12 protein-coding genes are annotated in these 11,233 nt (G+C 50.9%); 6 read left to right on the top strand and 6 right to left on the bottom strand.

The genetic code is table 11. The features are described from left to right. From OCU14_RS10870 to OCU14_RS10860, 3 genes are all read left to right on the top strand, one after another. Positions 1 to 799, top strand: a 799-nt coding sequence (locus tag OCU14_RS10870) for an NEAT domain-containing protein (protein ID WP_261811044.1), incomplete at its 5' end; no start/stop codon positions are given. Between the two features lie 74 nt (positions 800 to 873). After that, entirely contained in the window at positions 874 to 2,028 is a 1,155-nt protein-coding gene (locus OCU14_RS10865) for an NEAT domain-containing protein (RefSeq protein WP_261811043.1), read from the top strand. Continuing rightward, positions 2,015 to 2,776, top strand: a complete 762-nt coding sequence (locus OCU14_RS10860) for an NEAT domain-containing protein (RefSeq protein ID WP_261811042.1) — start codon at positions 2,015 to 2,017, stop codon at positions 2,774 to 2,776. The genes OCU14_RS10865 and OCU14_RS10860 overlap by 14 nt, the downstream gene beginning before the upstream one ends. Before the next feature lie 185 nt (positions 2,777 to 2,961). On the opposite strand, the gene ppx is transcribed toward OCU14_RS10860, so the two are convergent. The 5 genes from ppx to OCU14_RS10835 are packed head-to-tail and all read right to left on the bottom strand — an operon-like array spanning position 2,962 to position 9,024. Beyond that, positions 2,962 to 3,900: an exopolyphosphatase gene (gene ppx / locus OCU14_RS10855; RefSeq protein WP_261811041.1), complete on the bottom strand. Its 939-nt coding sequence runs from the start codon at positions 3,898 to 3,900 to the stop codon at positions 2,962 to 2,964. Next, a complete protein-coding gene (locus tag OCU14_RS10850) occupies positions 3,900 to 6,065 on the bottom strand; it encodes an RNA degradosome polyphosphate kinase (RefSeq protein WP_261811040.1) in 2,166 nt (721 codons plus the stop codon). The genes ppx and OCU14_RS10850 overlap by 1 nt, the downstream gene beginning before the upstream one ends. Beyond that, on the bottom strand, positions 6,062 to 7,594 hold the full coding sequence (locus tag OCU14_RS10845) for a Ppx/GppA phosphatase family protein (RefSeq protein WP_261811039.1): 1,533 nt from the start codon (positions 7,592 to 7,594) through the stop codon (positions 6,062 to 6,064). Before OCU14_RS10845 ends, OCU14_RS10850 begins: the two co-directional genes overlap by 4 nt. 22 nt (positions 7,595 to 7,616) lie before the next feature. Then, positions 7,617 to 8,438: a LicD family protein gene (locus OCU14_RS10840; protein ID WP_261811038.1), complete on the bottom strand. Its 822-nt coding sequence runs from the start codon at positions 8,436 to 8,438 to the stop codon at positions 7,617 to 7,619. A 25-nt stretch (positions 8,439 to 8,463) separates the two neighbouring features. After that, complete coding sequence (locus OCU14_RS10835) at positions 8,464 to 9,024, bottom strand: DUF5067 domain-containing protein (RefSeq protein ID WP_261811037.1); 561 nt, start codon at positions 9,022 to 9,024, stop codon at positions 8,464 to 8,466. Between the two features lie 143 nt (positions 9,025 to 9,167). Here OCU14_RS10835 and OCU14_RS10830 point away from each other — a divergent pair, with 143 nt between their 5' ends. After that, complete coding sequence (locus OCU14_RS10830; protein ID WP_057878666.1) at positions 9,168 to 9,611, top strand: MarR family winged helix-turn-helix transcriptional regulator; 444 nt, start codon at positions 9,168 to 9,170, stop codon at positions 9,609 to 9,611. Positions 9,612 to 9,671: 60 nt separating this feature from the next. Then, complete coding sequence (locus OCU14_RS10825) at positions 9,672 to 9,848, top strand: hypothetical protein (RefSeq protein WP_261811036.1); 177 nt, start codon at positions 9,672 to 9,674, stop codon at positions 9,846 to 9,848. Between the two features lie 75 nt (positions 9,849 to 9,923). Here OCU14_RS10825 and OCU14_RS10820 read toward each other — a convergent pair whose 3' ends face one another. Then, entirely contained in the window at positions 9,924 to 10,373 is a 450-nt protein-coding gene (locus tag OCU14_RS10820; RefSeq protein WP_261811035.1) for an OsmC family protein, read from the bottom strand. A gap of 374 nt (positions 10,374 to 10,747) precedes the next feature. Between OCU14_RS10820 and OCU14_RS10815 the strand changes: the two genes are divergently transcribed. Further along, positions 10,748 to 10,927 carry a hypothetical protein gene (locus OCU14_RS10815; RefSeq protein ID WP_057878664.1) on the top strand — a complete coding sequence of 60 codons (180 nt, stop codon included), beginning with the start codon at positions 10,748 to 10,750 and terminating at the stop codon, positions 10,925 to 10,927. Positions 10,928 to 11,233: the final 306 nt, after the last annotated feature.

The following is an 11,233-nucleotide window of genomic DNA, read 5'->3' as shown; positions in this document are numbered from 1 at the left end:
GTGTTGTGGTAATTCTATTAAAGGCCTCTATGGGCTTTTTTGTCTACAAGTGTTCGGTTATATTTTACAATCTCCCATGATGAAGAAAACAATGACAGTGTTGGGTGCGGCCCTCATGTTGGCAGGTGTCGGGGCAGGTGTGCCGCTAGCTACGGTCACCACACCGACGGTTGCTCAAGCGGCAACGTTGAACGCCGCTAAATTGCCGAATGGGAAGTATAGCGTTCCTGTACATATCTACAAGACTGGTACGACGACCGCGTCCGAAGCGGCGCAATACTTTAATTTAACCGCTAAGGTTTCGGTCAAGAGTAAGCAAGCCACGGTTTCTTTGACGACGACCAAAGCCGGGAACCAGTTTATCAAGGCCATGACGTTGGATGGTCACGCGGCTAAAGTGACCGCTCACAGTACCGGGAATACCTATACGTTTAGTAAGGTGAACTTGAAAACCAGTCATGCCTTAGGCTTTACCCTCGTCGTGCCGATGAATGGCCAAGAGATGACCATGACCCAGTCGGCCAAATTGACGTTTAAGACCAGTGCGATCAAGGCAACCACAAAGGTCGCCTTGACGACCTCAAAGGTGAAGGCCAAGGCTAAGAAGGTTACCGGTAAGACCACCAAGGGCGCCAAGGTAACTGTCAAGCATGGCAAGACCACATTGGGTAAGGTAACCAGCAAGAAGGCCACTTACAAGGTGAAATTGAAGCAAGCCGTGAAGAAGAACTGGAAGTTGAAGGTTACGGCATCTAAGGCCGGTTACAAGACAGTTTCCAAGACGATTAAAGTGAAATAAGTCAAAACGGCTACCGCGAAACGGTGGCCGTTTGACTATCAAACACTAACTAGCAAAGAATGGAGTGAGTCGACATGAAAAAAAGTTGGCGAACACTGCTCCTGGGTCTACTGACGGTGAGTTGTGCCTGGCTACTGGGGACCGGTATCGTGGCCAAAGCGGCAACGGTTAAGGATGGTCTCTATCAAGTTCCAGTCAAGATCTTAAAGGAAAAGGAAGAGACAACCTCGACAGCCAATCAATTTTTTGGATCCCAAGCAGTGGCTCGAGTTACGGGGGCGCAAACGACATTGATTCTGACTAGTAACGGCGCTCAGTTTATCTCATCCATGACTGTGGCCGATCAACCGGCAGCAGTCGTGAAGACGGTTGACAAACAGGCCCTTTACCAAGTAACCATTGCGGGTCAAAAGAGTCCGCTCGCGGCGAGTTTCAAGTTAACAACCCCGGTGGGCAAGATGACCGAGGCCGCCAGAGTTGCGTTAGATTGGGCCAAGGCTAAGCAACTCAGCGACAGCGTTACGACGACGGATCTGCTGGCAGCGGGGACGACACTGGCGCAACAGGCGGCTAAAACCGCGACGGTTACCCCGACGATCCCGGCGGCCACGACAACAAAGACGACGACCGAGACACCGGCAACGAAACAGTATTGGCGTTATCGGGTCTTACAGGGAGACAAGATGAGTGCGTCGCAGGCTAACCAGTATTACACCAACGTGGCCACGGTGACGCCCAGTGGAACGGGCTATCGGATTACACTGAACGTTCAATACGCCAAGTCCCTTAAATTAGGGGCTCGAGCGGTCGTACCTGAGAGCATCAATGGTCAATCGGTTCCAGCCAGTCACGTGACTTACGGCGAATCTGGACAAAATGAGACAATGTCCTATTGGTTTAAGATAAATAAGCTGAGCCAGTTGACGGCTAAATTAATTCCAGGTCAGATTCACGTGACGGTGCCTGCCCTGAACATGAGTCAGGTATTCCCGGTTCGCTTTCAATTTGCGGCCAGTGGTGCTGCGGATCAAGCGCAGGCTGCTCAGGTGGCGGCCTTACCAAGTAAGACCACACGGGCAACGCCAACGGCTAGCACGACACCTGATCGGTCCACACAGGAATTGCCAGCCACCGGTGACCGGGCTTCCAAGACGGGGACGGTAGTCGGCCTAATCTTACTCAGTTTGAGTCTTATCTGGAGGGGAGGCTGGACTCGTGAAGCGCGTTAAACGTTGGCTTTTAATGAGCCTGTTGATCTTAGTTGGTTTGGGGTGGCCAGTGATCGGGCACGCCCAGTCGCTAGATTATACGGCGCTGAAATATGGGACGTCACAGACTTCGATGGCGGGAAAATACTTCGTGCACCCTGCTAAGGTCCAGATTGTTCAGCATGCTTATCAGGTTACAATGGAAATCAAGACGGCCAAGCATTTGAATAAATGGCCGGTCCGGGTCCTCAAGATAGCTGGTCAGACGCCACAGAATGTTCAAAAATCGCGGGACAGCGCGGGAAACTATCTATTGTTCTATACGTTTACCACGACGCACTTGAATCGCGATATCACGGCCAAACTGGCGATAAATGTTCTTGGGGTTTACAAGGCTACACATAAGCTGACACTGGCCTTCAAGACAGCTAACCTGCCGGCACTGTCACAGCCTAAAGCGACAGCGACGAAACAATCGCCAGCAACCAAGACTACAGCGGCTAAACAGACGCAGTCGGCGACGACAAGTGACTCGTCACAGAAACCGGTGGCAAAGAAAAAAGCGGCATCGGCTTCAGCTGCCACAGCGTCGAAGGTGTCATCTAATCGTTCACAAGCCTCGACGTCGTCAGCCACAGCCTCTCAGGAGGCAGATACGGCCGATCAGGCTCCTAAGCAAAAGACCCATTGGATGAGCTTACTCGGCGGTAGCCTGGCCATTGTTATCGTGGTTCTCGGGGGTTCCTGGTGGTATTTTGGCCGACACTAATTTAGATCTAAAAAATCCTGAGACAACAATCTCAGGATTTTTTTTGCGCGCCGAATATCTATAGTTGAAACGTGTGAGAAACGGCAGTCAACTCCGCTTAACCCCGATAGATAAGCAATCCAAGCCTGGGGTTATTCGTCTATCGACGGTAATGCTCATTGACTAACCGCCGCTTGTCACACTCTTTAGTCTTTAGCGTCATTCTTGATTTCATTGATTCGGTTGAAGAGAATGCCATCACGCAGTCCAGCATTGGAGAAGGTGATCTGCCGCGAGTCGAGTAACCGCATTAGCAGGGTTACGGGGATGAGACCGCCCACGATGATGTCAGCCCGGTCCTTGGATAATCCAGGAACTTTTTTGCGGCCCGCGAGGTCCAAACCAAGTAATTGGGTCAAAGTGGCGTAAACGTCATCAGCGGTAAGTTTGTAGCCGTGAACATCCTCGAAATTCAAGAAGTTCTTGCGCCGACGGTTAATCTTGGCCAGGGTTCGGTTAGCCCCACCCAAGCCAATGACAGGGAGGTTCGTGGCTTCGCGTAACCACCAGACGTCGTTGAGGACGTTGTTGACGAAGGTCATGGCGGCGAAGAGTGAATCAGCCTTGACCACATCACTTTCTAGGTAGGCTTGAGATAAGGTTACCGATCCCAAGGGGATAGAAACGACGTGCTTCATTTGCCGATTCTGCACCAGAATCAATTCGGACGAACCACCGCCTGTATCGACCAGTAAGCCATTTACGATGGGGAGGGTATTAACGACCCCGAGGTAATCGTAGCGAGCCTCCTGGGCCCCAGAAATGACCGTAAACGACAGGTCAAACTGATCCTTAACCAATTTGAGAAATTGTTTCTGATTGCTGGCCTGCCGAACGGCCGCCGTGGCGACTGCTTGGATGTCGGGATTCTTAAGCTTACTGTAGATGGCCTTGAATTCACCGAGGGCAGCGAGGGTTCGCTCGATAGCAGCGGGTTGGAGCAGACGCTCTTCACCCATATTTTCTGATAAACGCACGTAACGTTTGACTTGTTCGATGGTTTTATGGTTGCCATCACCATCGATTTCGCTGATAGTCATACGAACCGAATTCGAACCCAAGTCAATGACGACTAAGTTTTCCATTACTGAGGACTCCGATCAATGGGGGATTTTGGTTGATTTTTCGGGCTGAGCATCGGTTTGAACTGCCGCGGGGCGTTCTTCGCCTGAGCTGGTCGTGCCGTTGCTACCTGATTCCGCACGGTTGCCTGGTCCATGAAGTCCGCCTGAGCGTTGAGCGGCTCTAAGCCGCGCCGGTCGACCCGAGCAAATGTCCGGTCCGGCAACAACACTCTAGTCTTGACGTTATCATGCCAGAGCGTTGCAAAAATGTCAAAGACCCGTTGCTTCAGGTTCTCCTGCAGAATTGGGAAGAGGAGTTCCACTCGACGGTTGAGGTTCCGTGTCATGAGGTCGGCGCTGGACAGGTAGACTTGGGGGTCACCCGCGTTGGCAAAGCCATAGATTCGGCTGTGTTCCAGGTAGCGTCCGACGATCGAGTGGACCTCGATGTTGTCACTGATGCCCGGAATACCCACGTTGAGACAACAGATCCCCCGCACGATGAGTTTGACGTGAACGCCCGCATGAGAGGCCTCGTAGAGCTTGGCCACCATGTCGGAGTCGGACAGCGAGTTCATCTTCATTTCGATCCAAGCTGGCTGTCCGGCCTTGGCGTTCGTGATCTCCTGGTCGATCTTTGTGGCGATAAATTCGCGGATACCATCGGGTGACATGTGGAGCTGATGGAAATAAGGGGGTTCGGAGTATCCTGACAGCATGTTGAAAATGTTGGAGGCGTCGATCCCCATGTCCGTGTTAGTCGTCATCAATCCGAGGTCGGTGTAGAAGTGGGCGGTGACGTCGTTGTAGTTCCCGGTACCCATGTGCATGTAACGTCGGATACCATCGGGTTCACGGCGAACAATCAGGGTGAGCTTACAGTGAGTCTTGAGGCCGATGAGTCCGTAGATCACGTGACAGCCCATCTTTTCAAGTTGTTGCGCCCAGTGGACGTTGTTTTCTTCGTCGAAACGGGCCTTAACTTCGACCAGGACCGTCACCTGTTTGCCATTCTGAGCTGCGGAGCCTAGGTATTTCACGATAGGCGAGTTGGCGGACACCCGGTAGAGGGTCATCTTGATGGCCAAGACCTCATCGTCATAGGCTGCTTGGCGAATTAATTCGGTTACTGCTGAGAAACTGTCGTAAGGGTGGTGAAGGAGGACATCGTGTTGACGAATCGTTTTGAAAATATCATCGTCGGCGGTGACGCCCGCCATCTTAGCGGAACTGAAGGCCGGGTATTTGAGGTCGGCTGGCCCCTTGATCTGCTTGGTCCACTTGCTTAGGAAGGTCAGGTCAATAGGACCACTGATATTGTAGACGGCGTAGTCATCGATCTTAATCAGGCCCGCTAGTCGTTGTTGCAGGGCGTTGGTGATGCCGGCTTCAACCTCCAGGCGCACGGCACTCCCGTGTTCCCGGCGCTTCAGTTGTTGTTTAACTTCCTTTAAAAGGTCAGAGGTATCTTCTTCGGCGACGTCCAAGTCCATGTCACGAATGACCCGATAGGTGGCGGATTCCTTGACTTCATAACCCACGAAGAGATTGCCAATATAAGTTTTAATGATGTCTTCGAGGAGAATGAAGTCGTTGTCGGCACCGGGAAGCCGCACGGTCCGTGGGAAAATTCCAGGAACTTGGACGGTGGCGAAACGCTTGTCCTTCTTATTACCATTCTTATAGAGCCGTAAGGCCAAGTTCAACGTGTTATTTCCAATAAATGGGAAGGGCCGTGAACTGTCGACGGCCATGGGTGTGAGAGCCGGGGAAATTTCATCGTTGAAGTATTTTTCGATGAACCGAGTCTGTTGTATGGTGAGATCGCCGGGTTCCTTCAAATGGATGTCGAGGTTCGCCAGCAGCGGCAGTAACATGCGATTGAGTGTGGAATACTGTTTGACCACTTGGTCGTGGGCCTTTTGGTTGACCGCGATCAATTGGTCCTTGACCGTTAAACCAGAAGCATCGGGCTTGGCATAGTTGACCGCGGCTAACTTGGAAAGAGAAGCCACGCGAACCATGAAAAATTCGTCGACGTTACTCTGGGTAATGCCGAGAAAACGAACGCGCTCTAAGAGAGGGTTCGCCTTGTCTCGTGCTTCTTCCAGTACCCGGTCATTAAAATCCAACCAACTTAGTTCTCGGTTGGTGTAATACTTTGGTTTGTCAAAATTAACCGTCATTTGTGAGACCTCCTCTGCTTAAGCACGGGCTTTAATCCGAAAACGTCCGTAAAGAATTGCGCTTTATAGTTGAAAGCCCAGTGAATTAACGACAACTCATCGTCACTAAAGGCCGTGATGATGACCTTACTTGGCCGAACGGAAACGGAGATGCGGCTGATGGTCTGCTGGTGGGCGTCATCTAAGGCGTCGGCCAGGCGTAAAATAGCCGCCAGCTTGGCCACGATCAACCGTTTGTCAGGCGTGAGTTGCTGGAAGTGTGCCAGGTCTTCGGCCGGCGTCCGTGTGCTGTGATAGCGCGACACAGCCGCAATGATCTGGGTTTCTTCCGCCGAAAGTCCTAAGATTTCAGATTGCTTGAGGACATAGTCGGAGTGTAAATAGTGTTCGTGGGTGTCGATGAAGCCGCCGATATCGTGAACGATGGCTGCGACTTGAAGTAACAAGCGGTCACGATTGGTCAGATGGTGAAGCGACTTCAGTTGGTCGAACAGGTGTAACGAGAAGTGGGTGACCAAAGCCATGTGATGCGGTTCAACGCGGTAACGGTGTGCCAGGTCGGTGGCTGCGGCAATGATTTGTTCCTCGAAATGTTCGTTAGGGTGGTAGCCCGCGGCGATCTGCTCGTTAGTGGTGAGGCCGTCGAGCACGTTGAGGTTGACCAGATGTAAGGCATCCGCGTGAACCACCGTCAGAAGTTTCTGAATCAGCAACACTTCTGGGAGGACGAGTTCTACGTTTTCTTCGGTCAGATGGAGTTCTTCCATCAAGAATTGATTAGAAGCATCCATGACTTGATGAGTAAATGAAGCAAATTGTTTACGAGTCAAGGTCCGACTATTCTCGCCGGTCGGAATAAAGTAATTATTGAGTGGCGCCGCGCCGACCAAGATGACTTGATTCGGCGTGGTCCGCAGGGATTTGGGTAAGAATCGGTAGAAGTCGTCGACCTTACTATTGATGTAGTCATCGAGCACGTCAACTGGATTCGGCGCCGTGGCGCGCAGATTTTGGAGCACCTCTTTGATTCGGATAGGCCCCAATTTCATATTGTGTGACGCGACCAGCTGGCTATCCGCAAAGAAGGAGAAGGTCGTGCTCCCAGAGTTGAGGCCAATAATGGCGGCACTCTTGGTTACGAGTTGTGGGTACGGCTTGAACTTCAAGGCGATCGCTTCGTTTCGAACAAAGGATTCTTGAGCCAGCGACAGCCACTTGATACTGAGGCCGGTTCTACTCAGAATTTGGTCGCGAATGAACTCGGCATTCGGTGCAGCCGAGAGGGCTTGCGATCCCCAGAGTTGGTAGTTGGTGATCCCATAGTCCTTGATGATCTGCAGAAATCCGCGGAGGGCTTCCGCAGCCTCGTCGACGTTTTCAAAATTGATTGCCTCATGGTTGTAAATGTTTTCCCCAATAGCGACGGTAGAGCGGACTCGCTCGGTCTGCGTCCCCGTTTTTAAGTTAACAATCGATAGCTCAATACTGGAGACGTTTACCAGCATGGCGCCAAAATAGTTATCAGCCATAAACCCATCACCCTTTTCTAATTTAGTCGGTAAAGACTTGGTTATCCATGATGACCTTTTCTAGATGTTTCTCCGTCCGCTGATTGGCCGGTGGTAAGGTCATGTAATCCCCATACATACGCGTCAAAATGTTAGCATAATTTGCCGGAACCTGAACAGTCAACTGCTCAAAGGGCAGGGAGGTTAAGTCGGTTAGTTCCGCAACGGTAAAGGTTTCCTTAGCGTACGCATATTGCGAAGCCAGGTTCTTCACCCGAGGTAACGCCGTGTTGGATTCATACTGGGTCATCACGGCTTGCCGCTCGGCCTTCAGGGAACGCGCATCGGCTAACTGGTCGGGATTGAGTCCCGACTGAAACTTGCGCAGCGGGGTGTCTACCAGATGGTAACGAAGCTGGAACAGGATCCGAGTATTTAACAGTTGAAACTTGGCCATCTGTTCACGCTGCTGGTTGGGATCATCTGAGATGCGGTCCAGGGGGAAGATATCGATAAAGATTCCCTTGCGTGCGCTGTTGACATTATTCTTTTCTTCAATGTAAGTGTTCCGGTCTAACAGTTTGGCATAGCTGAGGCCGTAATTCTCGTCGCTAGCAGGCGTTTGAAGGAAATAATGGGTATCTGCTAGGAGAGCGGGTGCGGCGGCCAGGAGGCGGTCGTAGTCGGCTCTGAGCATGCCGACGTCCATGTCATCGTCCCAGGGAATGAATCCCTGATGGCGAACGGCGCCCAGTAGCGATCCACCCATCATGAAGTAGGACAGGTCGAGGTGGTCACACAGGTCAATAAATTGGGTCAAGTTGCCAAGTTCAATCTGATGAATGCGTTCAATAAGTTCGGTCATAATTGGATCCTTTCGACAGCAAATTTTAAGAAATTGGGTAGCGACTCTGATGAATGGTGTGACCGTTGCTATCCTTGAAGGTCACGGTAATAGGATCCTGATTTTTGGGTTCAAATGTGGCCAGACCAGTCACAGACTTACCAGAGTCTAACGGCATCACCGTTCGGTTTAACCGGTTGTTATCCTGAGTCTGATCGGTAGTGAAGGCGAGATTGCCAGTGGTGAGTGTGTGCCCATCTTGGGTGGCACTGACCGCAGATTCCCAGAGATCGCTGGGCACAATCGACTTACCTTGTTGGTTGGTTACGGTATAATAGAGAACGAACAACTGGCGGTTAGCCGTTGAACTGGCCGTCACCTGTTGACCAGTAAGCTTGAAGGTCACGTGTTGGATGGTAAAGGCCTGGTTCTTGAAGGTCGCCGTAATCGGCTGGCTAGATGAACTTGAGGTCGGCTTGGCATGACTGACAGCCTTTTTGCTGGTCTGGGTTTGACTGGATTTTTGGTTGGTTGTGGTTGTTTGACCGCAACCAACTAGGAGCGTTAGGGTTCCTAGGGCAAGAACACTTGTTATAAAATGTTTCATAATATAGCTCCCCCTTTGTGTTCAACTCTAGTTTAGCATAGGTTGGCCCTAGCCAAGGCGGTAACGGGCGGAAAAAGCTGGTATTTGTCAGGCGTAAATGCTAATATAAAAATCGTATTTTGAGAATTGTAGGTGGGGTAATCATGGCTGAACAGGAAGAGTCCCTGTTGGACGCCTTCATTGATGTTTACATGAATTCAATCAAGTACTTAGGTGAGTTCGTCTCTGAGCCAGCCAAGGAGTTTCACTTGTCCTTTGAGCAGTACCTCATTTTGCGTGATATCACGCAGAATACCAACGTGACGTTGATGGATATTGCGAGCAAACGGCAGGTGACGCGGAGTGCGATCTCTCGGCAAATTAAGGTGTTGTTAAAGCAGGGGTACCTGCAACAACGGCCGGACGAGAATGATCGGCGACGTTTGTACCTTTTGGCGACCCCAGCTGGCACCCGTGCTGAACGGGTGATTCGCCAGCGGATCAACAGCCGGTTTCAAGGCTGGATCGATTTGTATGGGGACGATCGGGTTCATGAGGTGCTGGATTTCATTCGTGAATTCAGTCAGGTTACCCGCATGAAAAAGTAGCGGTAAGATGGCTACAGAGAACCAGTGGACTAGCGCTGGGTAAGAAGGAGATTGAAGTCAATGAGCAAAAAGCGCATGAGTGATGAAGAGGCAAAGCGCTGGCGCAAGATTGTCTTCATGGAAGATGGCCACGATGACAAGCGGTCGGCACGGCAGAATCGGTCGTTTGTCTACAGTGAACCGAACGCCCGAAACTCGTGGTGGAACCGCGTCAAGCAACGTTTTACACGGCATTAAGAATGACAAATGGACCACACAAACTGACGGATTGTCAGGGCGTGTGGTCCATTTTTATTTTGAACCAGGGTGGCATTAGGCCGTGGGCGTCGTGAAGTTAAGGTGATCAACCAAGACGATTTGAACGTTGGCATTCCCGGAAAGAAGTTTAGCGACGGGGCAGCGACGCTCGGCGAGATCCACCATGCGCCGTGCTGTGGGGGCATCAACGCCGGGGATGGTCACCCGCGCCGTCAAGTAGAACTGAAATCCCCGATAGTCGCGGGCAAATTCGACTTGAGTGTGAACCTGGGAGGTGTGGGGCAAACCGTCACGTTTCTCGATGGCCGCCAGGGTGGCATTGAGGCAGGTACTGAGTGCCAGTCCTAGAAGTTGCTCAGGATTGGTTCCAGGTTGGTCGTTGAGGGGATCGCTGGTTAAGACATCTAAGCCACCGTCGGCAATGTAGGCGTGGCCCTCTAAGCCATCGTCATTAGCGGCAATGGTCTGGTAGAGGGGCGGAAACTTTTCACGATCAGTTGGCATGCGTGTGGCCTCCTTTGACTTTACCCTAAGGTTACCCTGTTTAGCGGGGAAAGACAATCAATATGCAGAGCGGGTTGTGGACCCAAACCACTGACCGTTGATAGACTAAATCATTGTGGAGATCCAAGATTTGGCCAGTTGTCAAACGGTTGCACACAATACCTAGACCAATTATAAAACATCTTATTATTTGGTGCCATGGTGCTCAATTCGTAACGCCCCTAAAACGTCTAAGTACCAATGCAAAAGGCTGAAAACTACGATTGTAAAATTTTTGTATCGAATTCAAAATAAGCCTAGACCGCTTCGGATCAAATGTATATAATGTACTTAACGGTAACAGAACACTGGCGAATTCTTTTGGGGGGAGCCATATGTTAACGGAAGACTTATTGACTGAACGTAAGAAGTTTCAAATGGTGTCGCGCCGGGCTCAGGAGCATGGTGCGCAGGTCATCGAACGTGACCTGATGCGTCAATTTACGGCCACAATTGCACAACAAGAGGCAATTGTGGCAGCTGCCCGTCGACGAGAGGCCTCACCGGTTGGTTAGGTCACCTAGATTAGTCGCTGAATTTTGGTAAAACTCGCGGACGAGTTTTGTGCGCCGTGTTAGGCTGTGCTTAACTAGTAAGGGGGCCAAATCATGAAACATCCAGTAGTGTATTATCTTTATTACGCGAGTGGCACACTTTTTGTGGGGGCAATGGGTGTTGTCATTTATCACATGCTGAGATTGTGGCTTGCAGCGAGTCGGATGTAAATAGAAGAGATAGTCGCGGTTGAAGTGCCCTACAATTGTTAGACAGATAAATCTAACGATTGTGGGGTTTTCTTATGTCCAAATATAGTAGTCAAT

Origin of the sequence: Levilactobacillus humaensis (assembly GCF_024345185.1) — a bacterium.
Classification (GTDB): Bacteria; Bacillota; Bacilli; order Lactobacillales; family Lactobacillaceae; genus Levilactobacillus; species Levilactobacillus humaensis.
Note: the sequence above shows the minus strand (reverse complement) of the source record. Positions and strands in the feature narration are given on the sequence as shown.